23 protein-coding genes and 1 tRNA gene are annotated in these 19,474 nt (G+C 64.9%); 20 read left to right on the top strand and 4 right to left on the bottom strand.

Annotated features, from left to right (window positions below):
• The first annotated feature begins 178 nt into the window (after positions 1-178).
• Both kdgK1 and C487_RS10800 read left to right on the top strand, forming a co-directional pair.
• The gene (gene kdgK1 / locus C487_RS10805) at positions 179-1,138 is read left to right on the top strand and encodes a bifunctional 2-dehydro-3-deoxygluconokinase/2-dehydro-3-deoxygalactonokinase (protein WP_006185788.1); all 960 of its coding nucleotides are present in this window, start codon (positions 179-181) and stop codon (positions 1,136-1,138) included.
• Between the two features lie 196 nt (positions 1,139-1,334).
• Entirely contained in the window at positions 1,335-1,877 is a 543-nt protein-coding gene (locus C487_RS10800) for a GNAT family N-acetyltransferase (protein ID WP_006185787.1), read from the top strand.
• A 72-nt stretch (positions 1,878-1,949) separates the two neighbouring features.
• On the opposite strand, the gene C487_RS10795 is transcribed toward C487_RS10800, so the two are convergent.
• The gene (locus C487_RS10795) at positions 1,950-3,248 is read right to left on the bottom strand and encodes an RNB domain-containing ribonuclease (RefSeq protein ID WP_006185786.1); all 1,299 of its coding nucleotides are present in this window, start codon (positions 3,246-3,248) and stop codon (positions 1,950-1,952) included.
• Positions 3,249-3,389: 141 nt separating this feature from the next.
• On the opposite strand from C487_RS10795, the gene C487_RS10790 reads away from it, so the two are divergent.
• Positions 3,390-4,298, top strand: a complete 909-nt coding sequence (locus tag C487_RS10790; RefSeq protein ID WP_006185785.1) for an ABC transporter ATP-binding protein — start codon at positions 3,390-3,392, stop codon at positions 4,296-4,298.
• Entirely contained in the window at positions 4,295-5,086 is a 792-nt protein-coding gene (locus C487_RS10785) for an ABC transporter permease (protein WP_006185784.1), read from the top strand. The genes C487_RS10790 and C487_RS10785 overlap by 4 nt, the downstream gene beginning before the upstream one ends.
• Positions 5,087-5,089: 3 nt before the next feature.
• Here the strand turns inward: C487_RS10785 and C487_RS10780 are convergent, their stop codons facing one another.
• Positions 5,090-5,386 carry a DUF7562 family protein gene (locus C487_RS10780; protein ID WP_006185783.1) on the bottom strand — a complete coding sequence of 99 codons (297 nt, stop codon included), beginning with the start codon at positions 5,384-5,386 and terminating at the stop codon, positions 5,090-5,092.
• A 137-nt stretch (positions 5,387-5,523) separates the two neighbouring features.
• Between C487_RS10780 and C487_RS10775 the strand changes: the two genes are divergently transcribed.
• Together C487_RS10775 and C487_RS10770 are read left to right on the top strand one after the other, a co-directional pair.
• Positions 5,524-6,003, top strand: coding sequence for an RNA-binding protein (locus C487_RS10775; RefSeq protein WP_006185782.1), 480 nt, complete (start codon positions 5,524-5,526; stop codon positions 6,001-6,003).
• A 176-nt stretch (positions 6,004-6,179) separates the two neighbouring features.
• Positions 6,180-6,629, top strand: coding sequence for a CBS domain-containing protein (locus C487_RS10770; RefSeq protein WP_006185781.1), 450 nt, complete (start codon positions 6,180-6,182; stop codon positions 6,627-6,629).
• A 9-nt stretch (positions 6,630-6,638) separates the two neighbouring features.
• Here the strand turns inward: C487_RS10770 and C487_RS10765 are convergent, their stop codons facing one another.
• A complete protein-coding gene (locus tag C487_RS10765; protein WP_006185780.1) occupies positions 6,639-7,403 on the bottom strand; it encodes a DUF1028 domain-containing protein in 765 nt (254 codons plus the stop codon).
• A 188-nt stretch (positions 7,404-7,591) separates the two neighbouring features.
• On the opposite strand from C487_RS10765, the gene C487_RS10760 reads away from it, so the two are divergent.
• Entirely contained in the window at positions 7,592-7,954 is a 363-nt protein-coding gene (locus C487_RS10760; protein ID WP_006185779.1) for a cell division protein SepF, read from the top strand.
• Between the two features lie 168 nt (positions 7,955-8,122).
• Here C487_RS10760 and C487_RS10755 read toward each other — a convergent pair whose 3' ends face one another.
• A complete protein-coding gene (locus C487_RS10755) occupies positions 8,123-8,317 on the bottom strand; it encodes a cold-shock protein (protein ID WP_006185778.1) in 195 nt (64 codons plus the stop codon).
• Between the two features lie 208 nt (positions 8,318-8,525).
• On the opposite strand from C487_RS10755, the gene C487_RS10750 reads away from it, so the two are divergent.
• From C487_RS10750 to C487_RS10685, 13 genes are all read left to right on the top strand, one after another.
• The gene (locus C487_RS10750; RefSeq protein WP_006185777.1) at positions 8,526-9,182 is read left to right on the top strand and encodes a helix-turn-helix domain-containing protein; all 657 of its coding nucleotides are present in this window, start codon (positions 8,526-8,528) and stop codon (positions 9,180-9,182) included.
• Positions 9,183-9,556: 374 nt separating this feature from the next.
• A complete protein-coding gene (gene citZ / locus C487_RS10745; RefSeq protein WP_006185776.1) occupies positions 9,557-10,705 on the top strand; it encodes a citrate synthase in 1,149 nt (382 codons plus the stop codon).
• Between the two features lie 416 nt (positions 10,706-11,121).
• Positions 11,122-12,333: a threonine ammonia-lyase gene (ilvA, locus tag C487_RS10740; protein WP_006185775.1), complete on the top strand. Its 1,212-nt coding sequence runs from the start codon at positions 11,122-11,124 to the stop codon at positions 12,331-12,333.
• 90 nt (positions 12,334-12,423) lie between these two features.
• On the top strand, positions 12,424-12,810 hold the full coding sequence (locus C487_RS10735) for a Rid family detoxifying hydrolase (RefSeq protein WP_006185774.1): 387 nt from the start codon (positions 12,424-12,426) through the stop codon (positions 12,808-12,810).
• A 7-nt stretch (positions 12,811-12,817) separates the two neighbouring features.
• The gene (locus C487_RS10730) at positions 12,818-13,081 is read left to right on the top strand and encodes a hypothetical protein (protein ID WP_006185773.1); all 264 of its coding nucleotides are present in this window, start codon (positions 12,818-12,820) and stop codon (positions 13,079-13,081) included.
• 27 nt (positions 13,082-13,108) lie between these two features.
• Positions 13,109-13,189, top strand: a tRNA-Ser gene (locus tag C487_RS10725).
• A gap of 557 nt (positions 13,190-13,746) precedes the next feature.
• Positions 13,747-14,499, top strand: coding sequence for an SOS response-associated peptidase (locus C487_RS10715; RefSeq protein WP_006185771.1), 753 nt, complete (start codon positions 13,747-13,749; stop codon positions 14,497-14,499).
• Between the two features lie 49 nt (positions 14,500-14,548).
• Positions 14,549-15,067, top strand: a complete 519-nt coding sequence (locus tag C487_RS10710; protein WP_006185770.1) for a gluconate 2-dehydrogenase subunit 3 family protein — start codon at positions 14,549-14,551, stop codon at positions 15,065-15,067.
• A complete protein-coding gene (locus C487_RS10705; protein WP_006185769.1) occupies positions 15,064-16,710 on the top strand; it encodes a GMC family oxidoreductase in 1,647 nt (548 codons plus the stop codon). The genes C487_RS10710 and C487_RS10705 overlap by 4 nt, the downstream gene beginning before the upstream one ends.
• Positions 16,711-16,846: 136 nt before the next feature.
• Positions 16,847-17,584 carry a hypothetical protein gene (locus C487_RS20815; protein WP_152422503.1) on the top strand — a complete coding sequence of 246 codons (738 nt, stop codon included), beginning with the start codon at positions 16,847-16,849 and terminating at the stop codon, positions 17,582-17,584.
• A 153-nt stretch (positions 17,585-17,737) separates the two neighbouring features.
• Complete coding sequence (locus C487_RS10695; RefSeq protein ID WP_152422502.1) at positions 17,738-18,145, top strand: hypothetical protein; 408 nt, start codon at positions 17,738-17,740, stop codon at positions 18,143-18,145.
• An 82-nt stretch (positions 18,146-18,227) separates the two neighbouring features.
• Positions 18,228-18,560, top strand: a complete 333-nt coding sequence (locus C487_RS10690; protein ID WP_006185766.1) for a hypothetical protein — start codon at positions 18,228-18,230, stop codon at positions 18,558-18,560.
• Between the two features lie 166 nt (positions 18,561-18,726).
• Positions 18,727-19,398 carry a dolichyl-phosphate hexose transferase gene (locus tag C487_RS10685; RefSeq protein WP_241431081.1) on the top strand — a complete coding sequence of 224 codons (672 nt, stop codon included), beginning with the start codon at positions 18,727-18,729 and terminating at the stop codon, positions 19,396-19,398.
• Positions 19,399-19,474 lie beyond the last annotated feature (76 nt).

The raw sequence follows: 19,474 nt of genomic DNA, 5'->3' as shown, positions 1-19,474 counted from the left end.
GTCGGCCCGGCATCCGTCCGCGCGAGTCCTCGGAAGGGACAGGTGGTGAAACAATTCCCCCTCGTGTGGGACACGTTACTCGATAACCGCCACAACTTATACCATCGCCGACCGTCGCCTCGAGTATGGCCGACGGAGACGCTGCCGTTCACTGCCGATCGATCCGGGGGGAAGAGCCGTGAGCGAGACCGATATCGTTACGTTCGGCGAGACGATGCTCCGACTGTCGCCGCCGGGCGACGAACGACTCGAGAACGCGGACGAGTTCGAGGTTCGCGCCGCCGGGGCCGAGAGCAACGTCGCCATCGCGGCGAGTCGGCTGGGCGCATCGGCGACCTGGCTGTCGAAAGTGCCCGAGACGGCGCTCGGCCGACGGGTCGTCGGCGAACTCCGCGGCCACGGGATCGAGACCGACGTCGTCTGGAGCCACCGTGGCCGGCAAGGGACCTACTACCTCGAGCACGCGGGCAAACCCCGCGGCACGAACGTGATCTACGACCGGAAGAACACCGCCGTCTCGACGGCGGAGGCCCGCGAGTTCGATCTCGATCGAATCCGGGACGCGCAGGTCTTCTTTACGACCGGGATCACGCCCGCGCTTTCCTCGACGCTGCGAGACACGACGCTCAACCTGCTCAAAGCGGCTCGGAAAGGCGGGACGACGACCGCCTTCGATTTCAACTATCGGCGCAAGCTCTGGTCACCCGACGAGGCCAAGGAGACGCTGACGCGGCTGTTCCCGGGGATCGATGTCCTCATCATCGCCGCCCGCGACGCGCGAACGGTCCTCGGGTTCGAGGGCGACCCGCGACAGTTGGCACACAAACTCGGCTCGCAGTACGATTTCACGACCGTCGTCGTCACCCGCGGCTCCGAGGGGGCGGTCGGCTGGCACGACAGCGTCGTCCACGACCACGACGCCTACGACACCGAGACCGTCGATCCGATCGGCACCGGCGACGCCTTCGCCGGCGCGTTCATCGCGCGTCGTCTCAACGGCGACGACGTGCCGACCGCCCTCGAGTACGCCGCGGCGACCGCGTCGCTCAAGCGGACGATCCCCGGCGATGTCGCGCTCGTCACCGCCGAGGAGGTCGAGACCGTCGTCAAAAATCAGGGCGAGGACATTTCGCGGTAGGTCGCTCGGGCCGTGCGACGGCGACGACAGCGTCCCCGGACGCGGTCTCGGTGGTCCCGTACGGCCCGCCGGTCGGTGGAGCCGCTCGAGGCCACGTGGAACGCGTCTGTCGGGCTCGAATTCATCGCGCAGCGACCGTAACGGATCGCGTGGGGTCGGGCCCCGCTTTTTACCGACCGCCGTGCTACCCCCGGACGTGAGTCGAGACGTCCGCCCGGCGACGGTCGACGACGTCTGGGCCGTCCATCGGGTCGCACGCCAGAGTTGGCACGCCGCCTACGACGACGTCATCGGTCCCGAAACGGTCGCTGATGTCGTCGACGAGTGGTACGCGATCGGCGATCTCGAGTCGTCGATCGCGACGGCGACGGACCGCGACGACGCCGCGTTTCTCGTCGCGACGGACCCGCCGGCCGCCAGCCCCGCGTTCGAGCCCGACTACTACGGGTTCGCACACGCCGTCCCCTGGCCGGAGGATGTGTCGGTCGCGTTTCTCGCTCGTCTCTACATCCGGCCGGCCAACTGGGGCGAGGGGATCGGAACCGCGTTGCTCGAGGCCCTCGAGCGGGCGTTCGCCGCGGAGTTCGACCGCCTCCGGGTAGCCGTCCTCGCGGCCAACGATATCGGCATCTCGTTCTACGAATCCCGGGGGTTCGAACGCGTCGCGACCCGAAAGTCCGATCTGGCGGCGGGGCTCGAGGAACACGTCTACGAGAAATCGGTGTCGGTTGATGAGTAGCCCGCTCGAGCGGGGCCTCTCAATCGGACGGTGGCAGTCAGCCACCGTACCGCCTGCCTGCCAGCGCCGCGCTCACAACGTTTTCTCGGCTTCGCTCTCGTCGACGACTTCGATCCCGCGGTTGTTGACCGCCATCGGATCGAGGCCGACCTCCTGCAGGAAGTCCTTGTACTCGCGCTCACATTGCTCGGCGTCTTTCTGCTTGTCGCTGGCGCGATCGCAGAGTTCGATCAGGTTCTCGGGAACGTCGTTCTGGTAGACGATCCAGTGGTTGATCAGGTCGCTGAGCCGGCGGATGGGGCTCGTGAAGTGGCCGTAGATCTCGAAGTTCAGCGCGTGGTGGCCGCCGAAGGGGTCGTTCATGTACCGCGCTCGGGGCATGACCTTCATCACCGCCCACTGGATCTTGTCCAGTTGGCGGCCCGGCGCTTCCTCAAGCGTCGCGTTGACGGCCTTTCGGGGGTCGTCCCAGGTACTGCCGGGGATCGAAACCCCGTCGAGGTCCTGAATCTCGCGCAGCGCCTCGGACCACTCGTCGGGGCTGGGCTGGGGGTGGACGCGATACATGGCCTCGACGCCGCGGTTCCACATGAGTTCGTGCGTGACGGCCTTGTTGGCCTTTAGCATGCACTCCTCGATGATGGTGTGGGCTCGGTCGCGGCTCGGGTTCAGGACGAGCGACCCGTCCTCCTTGCGCTGTTCGTGCATCTGCTCGGCGAGATCGTAGACCAGTTTGTTCTCCTCGTGGAGCGGCGCGTCCGGGTCTTCGAGACGGCTTTCGGCCTCCGCGTAGGTGAGCCGTTCGTCGGACTGGATGACGGACTTGTAGATCTCGATGTTCTCGTAGCTCAAATGCTCCTTGTCGAGGTGCATCTCGACGGTGTGGGCGAGTCGGTCCTCGTTGGCGACCAGCGAACAGACCGTCTCGGCGAGCACCGGCGGCAGCATGTGGACCGTGTACCCGGGGAGATAGACCGTGTTGCCCCGTTCGACGGCTTCGTCCCACATCGCCGTGTCCGGGTTGACGTAGTGGGTCACGTCGGCGATGTGGACCCAGAGGACGTACTCGTCGTCGCGTTCCTCGATCGAAAGCGCGTCGTCGAAGTCCTGGGCGTCGATCGGGTCCGTCGTCCACGTCGTCAGATCGCGCAGGTCCTTCCGCTCGTCGATCTCGTCGCTTATTTCGGCCGTCACACCCTCCGTTCGGGCTTCGGCCTCCTCTAGAACCTCGGGCGGGAACTCGTCGCGGAGTTCGAACTTCTCGAACAGTTCCTCGCGCTTGTTCTCGAGATGGCGCGCGAGATCCTCCGAGACCTCGACGGGACCCTGGCCTTCCACCGTTCCGGCGTCGGCCTGTGCGTCGTCACTCATGACGAGGGCTACGCGCGTAAGAGTGAAAGTCGTGTCGGGATGCGAATCCGCCCGCCCACACGCGTCCGACCCGCCGAGACCGCGGCTCGATGCGTCTTCGACCGGAATATATATTTTATATCCAACATACTGTTGGAGTAAATGTCTGCGATAGCCCTCCAAAACGTTACCAAGCGCTTCGGCGACGTTCACGCCCTCCGCGGTATCGATATGACCGTCGAGTCCGGCGAAGTGTTCGGCTTCCTGGGGCCGAACGGTGCCGGCAAGTCGACGACGATCGACATCCTGCTCCACTACACGCATCCCTCGAGCGGCTCGGTCGACGTGCTCGGTCACGATGTCACCGAAGCCCCGGTCGCCGTCCGGGAACGCGTCGGTATCCTGCCCGAGGGCTTCGCACCGTTCGAGACGATGACCGGTCGCCAGCACCTCGCGTACGCGATCGAGGCGGCCGACGCCGACGACGAGCCGGGGGCCCTGCTCGAGCGGGTCGGTCTCGCCGACGCCGCAGACCGGTCCGCCGCGGCGTACTCGACGGGGATGACACAGCGCCTCGCGCTCGCGATGGCATTGGTCGGGTCGCCCGACGTGTTGATCTTGGACGAACCGTCGACCGGACTCGACCCCCACGGCGTCCGACGCATGCGCGAAATCGTCCGCACGGAACGCGACCGCGGCACTACCGTCTTCTTCTCGAGTCATATCCTGGCACAGGTCGAGGCGGTCGCCGACCGCGTCGCCATCCTCCGCGCGGGCGACCTCGTCGCCGTCGACACGATCGACGGGCTCCGCGAGACGGCCGACGCAGGCTCGGAGCTGATCGTCGACCTGACTGGCGAGCCGGCCGCCGTCGCGCCCGCCGTCGCGTCCCTCGATGGAGTATCGACGGTCGACGAACGCGACGACACCCTCGTCGTCGGCTGTACCGCCGACGCGAAACTCCGGGTGCTCGACGAGATCCGGGCCGCCGGAGCGACGATCCGCGACTTTTCGACCGGTGAGACGTCGCTCGAGGAGCTGTTCGTCTCCTACACGGAGGGGGCGACATGAACTGGCAGCTGATCGCTCGGAAGGAACTCGGCGACGCGATCCGAAACCGGCAGTTGTACGCGCTCGCCGCGACCTTCGCGCTGATCTTTGCCGTCCTCGCCGAACTCCACGTCAGGCAGGTCGACCGAGGATACGCCGGTTCCAGCAACCTCATCGACTACTTTGCGCTTCCCAGCGTGCTCCTCGTGCCGGTGGCCGGGCTGCTGCTCGCCTCGAGCGCGATCGTCAGGCGGCGTTCGAACGGCCAGCTGACGCTTTTGCTCGGGCTGCCACACGACCGACGCGATATCGTCCTCGGGACGTACGTCGGCCGATACGCGATCTTGGTCGTGTCCCTGCTCGCGGGCGTCTTCGCCGGCCTCGCCGTCGTCTTCGTCACCGGACACACGATCCCGACGACCGCCGTTCTCGGCTATCTCCTCGCCAGCGCCGGTCTGGGGCTCGCGTACCTCGCCATCGCGATCGGCATCTCGGCGACGGTTCGCACCCAGACGTGGGCGACGTTCGCCGTCTTCGGCGCGTTGCTTCTCCTCCTGTTCGTTTGGCGGTTCGTGCCCGACGGGCTTGCCTACGCCGCGGCCGGCTTCGAAGAACCAGTGACCCAACCGTGGTGGACGTCCTACGTCGGCGCGCTCTCTCCAAGTCTCGCCTACGAACGGCTGCTGGTGCCCGTGCTCGAGTCGGACGCCGATCGCTCCATGGTCTGGTTCAGCGCCGCCGTCCTATTGGGGTGGGCAGTGCTCGCTCCCCTCATCGGCTACCGGCGGTTCGTCGCGACCGACCTCTAGCGATTACCGCTCCCGCTCCTCGAGCGTGCCGTACCGTTCCTCGACCGTCGCGAGATAGCGCGTCAGAAAGGCGGCCCGGTCTCGCTCGCCGGCCTCGAGGTCGACCAGTAGCGCCTCGAGTTCGTCGCGAGGGTGATGACAGAGGTCACCGTGACAGGACTTACAGAGGTGTTCGAAGGTTTTGCCGTCGCGATCCCAGCGGTCACCGTGCTTGTCGTACTCACGGGCCTCGTCGCGGGGCCGCTCGGTCCCACAGGCGAGACAGGTGACCGTCTCCGTCCGGGTCCTGGAGGGCCACATGCGTGGGCCGACGGCATGCGGGTACTTATCGATTATCACACGCTCACCCTGTACTGGCCGCCAGGGGTCCCGATTCGCGGCCGGCGACCGGTCCCCGGAACGCGCCTTTTAACTCCGGACCGCGCGTTGCTCCGGACATGCAAGTCAAGTCCCGACATCACCTCCGTAGCGATGCGGTGTCCGATCTCGAGGACGTTCTCGAGGAGCAACTCGGCGTCTCGCCCGAGGGCGACGCCTACGAGCGCGTCGAGTTCGAGGACACCGACTGGGAGGTCGTCCTCATCGACGGCGAGCCACAGGTCGCAGAGTTCGGCGACGATCTCTTTCTGACGGTCCGCGGGGCGAACGCCTACGAACCCGAGAAACGGCTTGTTACCGTCGACGCGGGAGCCGTCTCGTTCGTCAGCGACGGGGCCGACGTGATGCGGCCGGGGATCACTGAGGCGACTGCGGACATCTCGCCGGACGATCTGGTCGTCATCGCCGAGGAGTCCCACGGAAAGGTGCTCGCCGTCGGCCGCGCCCGCGTCGACGGCGCGGAGATGGCCGGGAATGAGGGGAAGGTCGTCGACTCGCTACACCACGTCGGCGACGAACTCTACGAGTTCACCGGGTAGGCCGTACCGCGGCAGCGAGCGGAACGAATGCCAAAAACTGGTCGTTGACTGCAGCTACGTGCCTTGAATGTCGGAGTAACCACTGTTCCACCCCTTGTCACTGCTAGGAATACTAGCACCTAAGAGACGTTTGTCCACTAGGCCTATGTAGTGATTCGTGGTACCACGAGACCGTGATGATCGAGACGACAGTCGAATCGGTCGACCTCAGTTCGCCGCCGCCGATCGCCCCTGAAACGCCCGTGACCGAAGCGGCCCGCTCCCTCCGTCGGCCACCGGTGTCCGCGCTCCCCGTCCTCGAGGACGAGTCGGTCGTCGGCATCGTCACCGAATCGGATATCGTCGCACTGGTCGCGGAAACGGCCGAACGCCCGGCGACTCGAGTGATCATGTCGTCGCCGGTGACGACGGTTTCGCCGACTGCGACGATCGCCGACGCCGCCGAAACGATGCGCACGAACGGCGTCAAACACCTCCCCGTTGTCAGCGACGGCGTCTACCGCGGCCTGCTTTCGGTTCACACCTTGGCTCCGTACCTGCCGCGTCACCGCCTCACAATCGAGTGGCAGGACGAGCCGATGCGCTTGGGCGCAACTGAGGGGCAGACACTCACTGTGGTCGACTGAGTCGGGGCGTCACTCCGAGACTTCGTCGAGCGACCCCGCGGTAAACGCACCCTCGTACCGTCCGAGGGTGTCCCTGTAGCCCCGTTTCGCGAGGTCGTAGGTCTCCCGGAGAGCCGCGATCGGCGTCTCGGTCGCGTCGAGTCGCAGATCGTTGTACGGCGGCTCGACGGCGTGTGACTCCGTCGTCTCGACGACCACCGCCGCGCTCTGGACCGACAGTTCCTCGCGTTTGTCCCCGCCCTCGAGGTCGCCGGCCGCCAACGCGTCGATCAGCCGCTTCGCGAGCGGGTCGGTCTCGACATCCGCCGTGACGGCGCGCGGACCGGTCGCGCGGTCCGTCGCGTCGTGGACCGCGTTGGCCGCGTAGGCCTCGGCGGTCGCCTCGAGAACGGCGTCGCCGGTCAGCATGTTCCCCGCGACGGTGAAGTGGTCGCCCTCGCGGTGGCCGTACTCGTCGACGCACTCGCGCCCGGAAAAGGCGAATGTCGTCTCGCCGTCGACGCCGTGGAGTTGGCGCTGTGGCGCGCTGTCGTCGGCGTTGAGCAGGGCCTGAAGGGCGTCGTCGACGGCCAATCCGTCGTCGATGTACTCGATGCCGCGCGCGCCGAGATCGACGTTGACGAGACTTTGGGTGGCGACGGCACCGCTGTCGCTGACGAACGGACACAGCGTCCCCACGCCGGGCAACCGCGTCGTGACCGCGACGCCGAAGCGGCGGTGGCGGTCACCGCGCTCGGTCTCGTACTCCTCGCGGACGCAGATGCTGAACGTCATAATTTGCGCGTGGCGTCTGCGGCTGAAAAAGCTATGGACGACCAGTCTCGTCTCGGACGACGGGACGCTTTCGGTCGGCTCCTCGCCGCCACGGAGACGTGGGCGATCCGTCGCCCGCACGGACAGTCCTGCCGCCGGGACCGTGTCTGACGTAAGAACTATACTGACGGCGGCGGTGGATACCGCCAATGGGACTCATGAGCAAAATTCTCGGCGGCAGCCAGTCTCGGTCCGTCGAGGACTACTCGGAACTGAACCTCGAGGACGTCTCGACGGGCTCCGCCGAGGCGGCGATGCAGGTACACATCGCGGAGGTCGGCAGTCAGGCCGATGCGATCGATATCAAAGACGCTGTCTACGATGGCGACATCGTCATCGCGGACATCACGCGCTTGCGGACCGAGGATAGTACCGTCGAACACATCGTCGACGAACTCCGACAGGTCGCCGAGGAAGTCGACGGCGACATTGTCCGGAAGGGCGAGGATCAGATGATCATTACGCCCACGGGCGTCCATATCAGCCGCGAAAAGCTGGGCCAGAAGCTCTAACCGCGGTCCTCGACTGGCGTTTCTCACGACCGTTCTCTCTTCGGTGTCGCGTTCGCCGCTTTGGGACTGGTCTCGGCGAGCCGAGCGGTGACGCCGCTCGTGGATGACTGCGTCGCATAAAATCAACAGGTACTGTCGCGTCACCGGGGGCGACGCGTTCTTCTGAATTTACGTGCGCGTGACGTTCGTCGCGCGCGGCCCCTTGGGGGCCTGTTCGATATCGAATTCGATGTCTGTGCCTTCTTCGAGATCCGGACCGCCAACATCTTCCATGTGGAAGAATACGTCGTCGTCCGCGTCGTCCGTCTCAATGAAACCGTAGCCGCCTGTGTCGTTGAAGAAATCAACGCTTCCTTTCGCCATTACAAACAAACGTAGGATCGATCGGGGAATAAGACTTCCGAGGGTCACGGTATCACGACCGTCGACCCGGTCCCCGATCGCTGTGACGGGTCGGTCGGCTGCGGCACCGAAGCGAGCGATGCTCGCCGGCCGTCCGCGGGTGTGTGGAATTTTCACCCGGCGGGAATTCCCGTCTCCAGTTATGCCGCATGCGGCCGTCCAAACCAGTATGTCGGGCTTTCGTGCAACGGTCGTCGTCGACGAACCGGCGGACTGTCCGGTGGCCGATGTCTCCGCCTCCCTTGAGGACCCGGTCGAATCGGTTTCCCGGTCGTCGCAGACGACGGCCGAGGGAACGGTCGTCGAGGAGTTCGGCGTCGACGCGGACGCCTCGCTCGAGGGGGAGTACGACGTCGAACTGACACCGGTCCAGTCCAACGACCGAGAAGCGATCTATCGGTTCGAGCGCGACAGCGCCGCCGACTGTGCCTGTGAGGTCATCGAGGGAACGGGAACGCCGGTCTCGTCGGTTCGCGCCCAGAACGGGGCGTTGCTCCTCTCCTTTCGAACCCTCGAGTTGGCCGAGATCGCCGATATCGTCGACCAACTGCGCGCGTATTTCGACGGCGTCGTCGTCGAGGAACTCACGCAGGACCACGAGGACGTTTCCGCCGACCCGGTCGTCGTCGACCGCGAGAAACTCACGACCAGACAGCGGGAGATCATCGAAACGGCCCACGAGATGGGCTACTTCGACTATCCGAAGGGCGCGAACGCGACGGATGTCGCCGAGGAACTCGGCGTCGCGCGGTCGACGTTCACCGAACATCTGGCGGCCGCCCAGACGAAGCTGATGGACGCCATTCTCGAGGCAGAGGGGTGTTGACGGTGACCGACCGCGCCGTCCCAGTGCTCCGGTGACGGCTCCGTTTCTGCGTGGGGCATGCCAGAACTGTCGGACGAGCGCCGACGAGTCTGCGGGGCGGGCGCGCCGTGACTCGGCTCCGTCTCGGGTCTTTCGGCCGTGGCGGGGTCCGCGGCGGCCGTCTCCGACCGATCCGGATGCGGCTTCGGCCACCTATCCTAACGAAAAACAATTATAGTCGTTCGGCCGGTCATCGACTGACTGTCTGTTCGTTCGATCACGAAACGAGCGTTCGTCCGTAGTCGTAAAACCGGCAAACCCGAACATCACCGGTATCGATCGCCGGCACCGGGCAAACGATAATGCTTTTCCATTGGCGTCCGAAATTCCTGACTATGTCTGACGACCTCAAGAAAGGGCTCGAGGGTGTGTTGGTTGCCGAATCGGAGCTCAGTTCGATCGACGGCGATGCCGGTCGGCTGATCTACCGCGGCTACACGATCGAGGACCTCGCTCGCGGCGCGAGCTACGAGGAAGTCCTCTATCTGCTCTGGAACGGTCACCTCCCGACCGAGGACGAACTCGAGCCGTTTACCGACGCGCTCATGGACGAACGCGAGGTCGACGCCGACGTCCTCGCGACGATGGAGAAACTCGCCGACGCCGACGAACAGCCGATGGCCGCGCTCCGGACCGCAGTCTCGATGTTCTCGGCCTACGAACCCGAAGACGACGCCGATCCCGAGGATCTCGAGGCGACGCTCCGGAAGGGTCGTCGAATCACGGCCAAGATTCCGACCGCGCTCGCGGCCTTCGAGCGCTACCGCCTCGGCGAGGACCCCGTCGATCCTCACCCCGATCTGGGTCTCGCCGCGAACTTCCTCTATATGCTGACCGGCGAGGAGCCCGACGAGATCGCCGCCGAAACCTTCGATCAGGCGCTGATCCTCCACGCCGACCACGGGCTGAACGCCTCGACGTTTACCTCGATGGTCATCGGCTCGACGATGGCCGACATCTACAGTGCCGTCACCGGCGGCATCAGCGCCCTTTCGGGACCGCTTCACGGCGGCGCGAATCAGGACGTCATGGAGGTCTTGATCGAGATCGACGAGAGCGACCTCGACCACCGCGCGTGGGTCGAGCAGGCGACCGAAGAGGGCCGTCGTATCCCCGGGTTCGGCCACCGTGTCTACAACGTCAAGGACCCTCGCGCGAAGATCCTTCAGGAACGCAGCAAGGAACTCGCCGAAAACGGCGAGGACAAGTGGTACAACTACACCACCACCATCGAACAGTACCTCTCCGAGGAGAAGGGCCTCACCGAGAAGGGGATCGCTCCGAACGTCGACTTCTACTCCGGCTCCGTCTACTATCAACTCGGCATCCCGATCGACATGTACACGCCCATCTTCGCCATGAGCCGCGCCGGCGGCTGGATCGCCCACGTCCTCGAGTACCAGGACAGCAACCGTCTCATTCGTCCGCGCGCCCGCTACACCGGTCCACAGGACCAGGAGTTCGTTCCGCTCGAGGAGCGATAAACCTGCCCCCGGTTTCGCTGCCCTTTCCGTCCCGACACGTCAGTCTCACCGCTGCGATCGGTCCCATCGCCTCCCGTCGACGACGCCGAACGCGACCGGGCCGTTCCGGGGCCGTGTGAGGGGCTACGTTCCGGGGCCGATTTCTCGATCCGACCCCTCGAATGACGCCCGTCTGTCCCGCGTCTGACGACGACATCTTCCCGACGCCTGCTTGCGGTTTCACTTCCGCTCCGGGTGCATGAGTTTTATATGGTCACGGTGCGCTTCTCTATTCGCACGTCACACGCCGTGCATTCCCTGTATTCCCTGTCGTGTCATCCAGGTCGATGGCACATCCCTGTGCGGATCGGCGGGCCGTCGCCGGACCGCTGATCCCCGACAGTAATCCTTACACCCCACGCCGAGTAGACAGGCATATGCTGCAACTCGACGACATTCTCGAGGCACGCGAGCGGGTCCGGGAGACATCTCGACACACGCCGCTCGAGCACTCCCATACCTATTCATCGATGACCGGGGCGGATATCCACCTCAAACTGGAGAACTTCCAGCGTACGGGCTCGTTCAAGATCCGTGGGGCGACCAACCGGATCGCGACGCTCTCCGAGGCACAGACGGACGCGGGCGTGGTCACCGCGAGCGCGGGCAACCACGCACAGGGCGTCGCGCTCGCGGCCACGCGGTCCGGCGTCGACTCGAAGATCGTCATGCCCGAGCACGCGCCGATCTCGAAGGTCAAGGCAACCAAGAACTACGGGGCGGAGGTCGTCCTCTCCGGACAGGACTACAACGAAGCCGCCGAACGCGCCCACGAGATCGAACGCGCGGAGGACCGAACGTACGTCCACGCGTTCGACGACGAGTACGTCATGGCCGGGCAGGGGACGATCGGCCTCGAGATCCTAGAGGACTGCCCCGATGTCGATACGGTCGTCGTTCCCATCGGCGGCGGCGGGCTCATCAGCGGCATCGCGACCGCGATCAAGGAACAGAAACCCGAGACACGCGTCATCGGCGTCCAGGCCGATGGTGCCTCGAGCGTCGCGAAGTCGCTCGAGAAAGGCGAGCCTATCGCCCTCGACGGCGTCGACACCATCGCCGACGGCATCGCGACCCGTAGCGTCGGCGAGCGGACGTTCCCGCACATCCAGGAGTACGTCGACGAGGTCGTCACCGTCTCCGATCCCGAGATCGCCGTCGCCCTGGTCTACCTGCTCGAGCGGTCGAAGACCGTCGTCGAAGGGGCTGGCGCGGTCCCGCTCGCCGCCGTTCTCTTCGAGAAGTTCCAGTACGACGCGGACGAGACGATCGTCCCCGCGCTCTGTGGCGGGAACATCGACCTCAACACGCTGACGAACGTCATCGTTCGCGGTCTCGTCGAGACGGGCCGCTACCTGAAGATCCGGACCGTGCTGAAGGATCAGCCGGGCGCGCTCGAGGACCTCCTGGACGTCTTTACCGCCCACCAGGCCAACATCTACGCGATCCACCACGACCGGACCTCGCGAGAGGTCGAGATGAACGACACCGAAGTCGAGATCGAACTCGAGATGCGCGGCCCCGATCACGTCGATAACTTCCTTGCCGATCTGCGGGATTCGGGGTACCCGGTCGACGTGCTCGCCTGAGTGTGGCTGGGTGGCGACACGTCCCGTTTTCCGACCGGCGGGAATGTGACTTCGCCCGCTTTTATGCCACCTCGGTGTGAAGCTCCGAGTATGAAACGAATCATCGAAACTGACGATGCTCCTGCTGCAGTCGGTGCGTACAGTCAGGCGACCAGTAACGACTCGCTTGTCTTCACCGCCGGTCAGATTCCCATGACCGCCGACGGCGAGTTGCTCGACGACGAACCGATCGCAACCCAGACCGAGCAGGCCCTCTACAACCTCGACGCCGTCCTCGACGAAGCGGGTGCGAGCTACGAGGACGTTCTCAAAGTGACCGTCTTCCTCGGCGATATCGACGACTTCGAGGCGATGAACGAGGCCTACGCCGACTACTTCGATGACCAGCCGCCGGCCCGCAGCGCCGTCGAGGTCGCCGCGCTCCCGAAGGGCGTCGGCGTCGAGATCGAAGCCATCGCGTCCGTCGAAGACGAGTGAGGGCGACGTGAGCGGCTATCCCGCCGGGAAGATGGGACTCGATCCCCGGGCCAAATCCGTCGCCCTGTGGGGCGTCATCGGCTGCCTGTCGTTTCTGGTGCTCGTCCAGGGCTACGCCCTGCTCGTCGAGCCGCTCGTGACGATCACGCGAGCGCTGGGGCTCGCACTGCTGGTCGGCTTCGGTGCGGGAACCGGAGCATACGTGCTCGAGCCGCGACTCGCCGCGTGGGCAGCCGACCGCGGGACGGGAAACGGATCTCGTAAGGGTTAAACGACAGACGCGGTTAGGACAATCCGAGCCAGGATGGCCGAACGGTAAGGCGCACGCCTGGAAAGCGTGTTCCCTTTGGGATTCAGGGTTCAAATCCCTGTCCTGGCGTTTTCGTGATTTTATTTGCTACGAGCGACGCGTAGCGTCGCGAGTAATCAAAACCCACGAAACGACACACGGGATTCGAACACGCGAGTCGCAGCGGCCGAACGGAGTGAGGCCGATCGTCTCGCAACTGTTCAAATCCCTGTCCTGGCGTTTTTCGTCGCGAACAGCGTCGTGAGCGACAGGTCGCCGATCGCGTTCGAAGGGGAAGGTACGGAAGAGCGTGTTACCGCTCGCGGTCGACAGGGGGGTCGGCCGCGATCCAGCAGCGGGGGCCATCCGGATCGCCGAGTTTCGGCCGGCCGTAGTGACACACCACCAGTTCGTACCGGTCGTCCACGATGACCCCGACGGGAACGTCACCTGGATCGGGTATCGTAACGAGGTCCGTACCGGTCGCTCGACTCGAGGTAAGCGCGTCATACTACTGTGTGTGGGTGTCGTCCGAACCGGTATTTCGCGTGGGCGAGCGATGGGTCTCCTCGAGCCGTCGGCAGCCCCGGCCGGTCCGGACGACCGCGACCGGACGTTCCTTTGTGCTGGCCGCCCGACGGTCGAGTATGTGCGGACGCTATACGCTCGTCGCTGAGGAAGACGCCCTCGAGGCGCGGTTCGACGCCCGGTTTCGGGACGCGGAGTTCACGACGCGGTACAACATGGCTCCGGGACAGGACCTTCCGGTGATCACGGACGCGGAGCCGGCGACGTTCCAGCGACTCGAGTGGGGGCTGGTCCCGTCGTGGGCCGACGACGACAGCGGCGGGCTGATCAATGCGCGGGCCGAGTCCGTCGACGAGAAGCCGAGCTTTCGGGAGGCCTATGAGGGACGGCGGTGTACTCGCGAGTCGAACGAGCGAGCGCTCGACACGCCTTCGGCGGGTCGGTGTCTCGTTCCCGCGGACGGGTTCTACGAGTGGGTCGAGACTGACGATGGGAAACGTCCCTATCGGGTCACCTTCGAGGACGAACGGGTGTTCGCGATGGCAGGATTGTGGGAGCGCTGGGAACCGGAGACGACCCAGACGGGACTCGACGCCTTCGGGGGCGGCGTCGACGACGGGAGCGAACGCGGCCCACTCGAGACGTTTACGATCATCACGACCGAGCCCAACACCCTCATTTCGGACCTCCATCATCGGATGGCAGTGATCCTCGACCCCGACGCCGAACGGCGGTGGCTATCGGGCGAGGCCGGCCGGGCGGTCCTCGAGCCGTATCCGGCCGACGAGATGCGGGCGTATCCGGTCTCGACGGCGGTCAACGATCCGGCAACGGACGAGTCATCGCTGATCGACCCGCTCGAGACTGCCTGACCGTCCCGTTCCAACGCATATATGGTTTAGGTCTGCCTAATCCGTCCACATGGAACTGACGAGGCGAGACGCGGTCGCCGCGCTGTCTGCGCTCGGCCTCGGGGGGACGTTGGCGGGCTGTGTCGCCCCGCCCGGCTCGGAGCCGGTCGATACCGATCGGCTCCGCGAGACGCTGGTCGCGGCCGCCGAAGTCGTCTACCCGAGCGAGGTGTCCGGGATCGAACCGTTCGTCACGGCCTTCCTCGAGGGACGGCTCGCGGACCGGGCCCACGTCGCGGGGCTCGAAGAGGCGGTGGCGGAACTGGACGGAAACGCACGAGTCTGGTACGACGCCGAGTTCGCGGCGCTGTCGGTCGGCGACCGCGAGCAGGTACTGCGGAACGTGGGGGCCGACGACGCCGACGAGGACCCGTCGGGAACGGCGAGCGAACGGGTCCGGTACTACGTCGTCAACGATCTCCTGCTGGCGCTGTACGCTTCGCCGACCGGCGGCGAACTGGTCGGCCTCGAGAACCCGCAGGGCCACGCGGGCGGGATCGGGACCTATCAGCGGGGGCCGAACGCGTGAGTTGGGACCGTCCGCCGGCCGGTTCGGCGTCGCCGGTGACCGACGACGTCGACCGAACGCCGGTCGAAGACGCCGACGTCTGTGTTATCGGTGCGGGGCCGGCGGGCGGGATCGTCGCGGACCGCCTCGCCGGGGCCGGCCGTGAGGTCGTCGTTCTCGAGGCCGGGCCGCGGTTCGATCCCGACGATCGGCTCGCCAGACAGGAACGTGCGATCCGGCCCGCCTACGACCGCCCGGACGTCTGGGATGGCGATCCGGAGCGGGATGCCTACGAGTCCACCGGCGAGCGCTTCTACCCGCTGAACCACGCCCGCGCCCGCGGCGTCGGCGGCTCGACACTGCACTGGCAGGGGATGGTGATGCGGCTCCACGAGGACGACTTCGCTTCCGAAAGCGCCCGCGGCGTCGGGGCCGACTGGCCGATCGACTACGCGGACCTGCGGCCCTACTACGCCGCGGCCGAGCGGGAACTGGGCGTGGCAGGGGCCGACGACAATCCCTTCGCGCCGCCCCGGGAGGAGCCCCATCCGATGCCGGCCTTCCCACCCTCCTACAGCGATTCGCTGTTCGCCGAGGCCTGCGACGACCTCGAGATCGCGATGCACTCGGTGCCCAACGCCCGCAATTCGGAGGGGTACGACGACCGCAGCGCCTGCGTCGGCTACGGGACCTGCCAGCCGGTCTGTCCCTCGGGCGCGAAGTACGACGCGACGGTCCACGTCGAGCGCGCCGAGCGGAAGGGCGCGACGGTGATCGATCGCGCGCCGGTCCAGCGACTCGAACACGGCCCCGACGCGCTCGAGGCGGCCGTCTACGCGACGCCCGACGGCGACCGCTACCGTCAGTCGGCCGACGCCTTCGTCATCGCCTGCGGCGGCGTCGAGACGCCCCGACTGCTCTTGCTTTCGGAGTCGAGCCACTATCCCGACGGGCTGGCCAACTCGAGCGGGCTCGTCGGACGGTACTTCATGGACCACCTCTTCGCGGGCACCGGCGGGGTCCTCGATGAACCCACCCGGCAGAACCACGTCGGCTTCCTGACCAGCGAGTCCCACCAGTTCTACGACGAGGCCGACGCCGAACAGGCCCCGTTCAAGCTCGAGTTCTTCAACTACGACGGCCCCTCGCCCGTTGAGTTGGCGCTGACCGGCGACGACTGGGGCGACGACCTGCTCGCGCGGCTCCGCTCGGACTACGGCACCCACATCGGGATGGGCGGGCTCGTCGAACAGCTCCCCCGCGAGGACAGCTACGTCGGGCTCGATCCCTCGACGACCGACGATCACGGGAACCCGGTGCCCGACGTCCACTGGACCGTGGGCGACCGCGCGCTCGAGACGATCGAGCGCGTCAACGAGATTCAGGAACGAATCCTCGACGAACTCGGTGCGGAGATCACCTGGCAGGTCGGCCCCGAGGGGACGGGGCCGGCCTATCACCACATGGGGACGACCCGGATGGGGTCGGAGCCGACCGAGAGCGTCGTCGGCCCCGACCTGCGAACGCACGACCTCGAGAACTGCTGGATCGCCTCGAGCAGCGTTTTCCCGACCGGCGGGGCGATGAACCCGACGCTGACGATCGCGGCGCTGGCGCTGAAGGCCGCCGACCACGTGGAAAGTGCGTTCCGAAAGGCCGTCTGACGAATTGCGGCATCTCGCTCACCAAAATAAAGGCAGTTCTACATATAGTATGACACGCATAAAAATAAAACATTCTATCTTTATTAGTTAGAAAGTAACATAGTGTAGGAAGGATACATTCGTATTGAGGTGGTCATTGATGGCCAACTCCAATTCCGCTCCAGATCGATCGTACAGGACTAACCGACGCAAGGTGCTGAAACGGCTTGGATGTGCTGGTGCCGTCATCACGGCAAGTACCTCAGTCACCGCTGCAACTTCTGAAAGTCCGATCCAACCGGGCACGTACGCAACGTATGAAGTCCGCCGGAAACGGGCAGATGAACTGGAAGTCGAGTATACGGTTCGCAACGAGGTCGTCGACCGCGATGGGGATCGAGTCCACGTCAAGGTCGAGCGCGAGCGGGACTCGACGGCCGAAACCGGTCGGTACTCGGTTCCAGTTCGAACCTTCGAGCCGGTCGTTCCGAGAGGAGAGACGACCGTAGACCGCGTGAACAACGGAGTTCAACTGCAGGGCTCGGTTCGAGGTGGTTGGATCGAAACGACCACGGTTACGCTCGAACCGGACGAGAACGTCGACCGGTACGAGCTAGATGTCGAACTGCTTGAAACGTCCGGCGAAACACCAAGCCAATCGAAACGGGGATTCTGGCTGCTCCCGACGCTGCTTTCCCCTGACAAAGACGTCAAGTCGGTTGAAACGGACGATACCGCCGACTCGAATGGCGATAATTCTACTACTGCGACCGTCTCGGTGCAGTCGAACTCCGAGAGTTACACGGCCTCCTCGAAACTCGAAACGCATGTGTTTACCCCCATAGAGTTCCTGGCTGAGCCACTGAGACGGCTGAAAACAGCACCCTCTATTTGATTTATATATCTCTCANCGGCGGTCGAATTTTACGGATTTCTAATTGAATTCCCCGATTTTGAACCTACTGTCCTCCTGCGATTTCTGGGGGTAAACACATACCTCGAAACTATCGACAACGGCTTCGCCGAACAGACGGTGTGGACGAGCGAGATGACAGCTACGGGGGAAACGTCCGATTCGACGTTCGACGACTATTCGGGAGACTTCGACACTTCGACCCCGTTCGGCGCTTGGTCCTTAGATCGGACGGAGTTGGACGGAGACGTTCTTGGGGACACGGACGGCGTCTACGTCTGGGGAACCTCGCACTTCCGGGGAGCTTTCCCTTGGTCCTGTGGCGGAATCAGTCTTCCCGTCCAGCAGTGGAAAGGCCACAGCTCCCATAACCACAAAATCACCCACAGCGGTCACACGACTCTCCTCTACGGCGAGATCGAGACTGATTACTGTACGAGCGGCCGCAAGTGGTCCCAGTGGAAGGAAAAACAATTCTACGACGAGTCGACGGAGTACGATCACGGCACCACGCAGGACGAGTCGTGGTACATAATCGATTAGGCGACGAGACCTAAAAGCTGAGATCGAATCGGCTCGCGACGATGGTTTTTTCAGCCAGCCAATCCCATCATAAGATGGGTCTATGGTGCTGCAGAAAGCGACCAGAGCGCTGTCGATCGTAACCGTTTGCGCGTTCACGGTCGCGATCGGCGGTCACGTTACAGCGCTCGAACCGAGCCAGTCCGGATTGCTGTTCTACGCGACGATCCTCGCACTCGCGTACGTCGGCCTCGTCGACCTCCTCGTCGGCGTCGACTGGCTAGCCGTCGCCTGCGGTGTCGTGTTACTTGTTCTCGGCGTACGAGAGTTCTCCCTGTTCCCGTACCTCGCGCCCACGGGCATGGTGCTGATCGTCGACGGGATCGGTTCGGCCGTCCCGTCTCCCGTAGGGGTAACGGCTGACGAGTCCCCATGATGTCGCTCCCGCTATGAACGGGTTTAGGCGAACCTAAACGCATAAATACGGCCAGCAGAGAGTACCGCCAATGAGTAGTGGGGATCAGTCCGAATCGGACGTGACGGACGAACGCGGCGGCCGAAGCGACCGCGACGAGTTCACCTTCGAGGATGTCAGCGTCGTCATGGGCACCTATAACGAGGAGGAAGCGATCGGCAAAGTACTGACCGACATCGACGAGGTCACCGACGGGAAGGCGGAGGTCGTCTGCGTCGACGGCTCGTCGGATCGAACCCCAGAAATCGCCCGCGACCACGGCGCGACGGTCATCGAGCAGGAACCACAGGGATACGGCGTCGCCGTGCGCGCGGCAATCTTAGAGCCCGATCGTCCGATCGTCGTCACGACCGACTGCGACGACACCTACCCGATGGAGCAACTGCCCGAGTTCCTCGCCCTGATCAACGACGGCCACGATGTCGTCAGCGGCGATCGACTCTACCACGGAGCGGACGCAATGCCCGGATTCAATCGCTTCGGCAATCAGGTCTTCGCGGCGGTCGCAAGCGTTCTGATGGGCACTCGCGTCCACGACACGACGACCGGCATGCGGGCCTACCGTCGCGACGTCGTCGAGTCGATCGAGTGGACCGAGAATACCGGCCTCTCCGCCGAACTCCTTATCCGCCCGCTGCTGCGGGGCTACGACGTTCGCGAACACCCCATCGAGTACCGCGAACGCGCCGGTCAGACGAAGCTCGATCCGCTGCAGGGCGGGCTCGAGATCGCACGCTCGATCGTCAAGGTCTCGCTCGAGGAGCGACTCCGCGAACTGCCACACCGACCGGCGCAGTAGTCACGGCCGGTTCCTCCGTCCCGAAGCGCGGCGTCGCGCCACAGCCACTCGACCTGGGAACCCGGGCCGCGGTCGA

Origin of the sequence: Natrinema pallidum DSM 3751 (genome assembly GCF_000337615.1) — an archaeon.
GTDB classification, from domain to species: Archaea; Halobacteriota; Halobacteria; order Halobacteriales; family Natrialbaceae; genus Natrinema; species Natrinema pallidum.
This window is presented reverse-complemented; position numbering and strand designations above follow the sequence as displayed.

What these genes read in the sequence shown, in the direction of transcription:
- ilvA (WP_006185775.1), top strand. Translation starts at nt 11,122, where the DNA reads ATGCTGCAACTCGACGACATTCTCGAGGCACGCGAGCGGGTCCGGGAG.
- C487_RS10735 (WP_006185774.1), top strand. Translation starts at nt 12,424, where the DNA reads ATGAAACGAATCATCGAAACTGACGATGCTCCTGCTGCAGTCGGTGCG.
- C487_RS10755 (WP_006185778.1), bottom strand. Translation starts at nt 8,317, where the DNA reads ATGGCGAAAGGAAGCGTTGATTTCTTCAACGACACAGGCGGCTACGGT.
- C487_RS10785 (WP_006185784.1), top strand. Translation starts at nt 4,295, where the DNA reads ATGAACTGGCAGCTGATCGCTCGGAAGGAACTCGGCGACGCGATCCGA.
- C487_RS10710 (WP_006185770.1), top strand. Translation starts at nt 14,549, where the DNA reads ATGGAACTGACGAGGCGAGACGCGGTCGCCGCGCTGTCTGCGCTCGGC.
- C487_RS10775 (WP_006185782.1), top strand. Translation starts at nt 5,524, where the DNA reads ATGCAAGTCAAGTCCCGACATCACCTCCGTAGCGATGCGGTGTCCGAT.
- C487_RS10715 (WP_006185771.1), top strand. Translation starts at nt 13,747, where the DNA reads ATGTGCGGACGCTATACGCTCGTCGCTGAGGAAGACGCCCTCGAGGCG.
- C487_RS10685 (WP_241431081.1), top strand. Translation starts at nt 18,727, where the DNA reads ATGGGCACCTATAACGAGGAGGAAGCGATCGGCAAAGTACTGACCGAC.
- C487_RS10690 (WP_006185766.1), top strand. Translation starts at nt 18,228, where the DNA reads ATGGTGCTGCAGAAAGCGACCAGAGCGCTGTCGATCGTAACCGTTTGC.
- C487_RS10770 (WP_006185781.1), top strand. Translation starts at nt 6,180, where the DNA reads ATGATCGAGACGACAGTCGAATCGGTCGACCTCAGTTCGCCGCCGCCG.
- C487_RS10780 (WP_006185783.1), bottom strand. Translation starts at nt 5,386, where the DNA reads ATGTGGCCCTCCAGGACCCGGACGGAGACGGTCACCTGTCTCGCCTGT.
- C487_RS10760 (WP_006185779.1), top strand. Translation starts at nt 7,592, where the DNA reads ATGGGACTCATGAGCAAAATTCTCGGCGGCAGCCAGTCTCGGTCCGTC.
- C487_RS10750 (WP_006185777.1), top strand. Translation starts at nt 8,526, where the DNA reads ATGTCGGGCTTTCGTGCAACGGTCGTCGTCGACGAACCGGCGGACTGT.
- citZ (WP_006185776.1), top strand. Translation starts at nt 9,557, where the DNA reads ATGTCTGACGACCTCAAGAAAGGGCTCGAGGGTGTGTTGGTTGCCGAA.
- C487_RS10695 (WP_152422502.1), top strand. Translation starts at nt 17,738, where the DNA reads ATGACAGCTACGGGGGAAACGTCCGATTCGACGTTCGACGACTATTCG.
- C487_RS10765 (WP_006185780.1), bottom strand. Translation starts at nt 7,403, where the DNA reads ATGACGTTCAGCATCTGCGTCCGCGAGGAGTACGAGACCGAGCGCGGT.
- C487_RS10790 (WP_006185785.1), top strand. Translation starts at nt 3,390, where the DNA reads ATGTCTGCGATAGCCCTCCAAAACGTTACCAAGCGCTTCGGCGACGTT.
- C487_RS10795 (WP_006185786.1), bottom strand. Translation starts at nt 3,248, where the DNA reads ATGAGTGACGACGCACAGGCCGACGCCGGAACGGTGGAAGGCCAGGGT.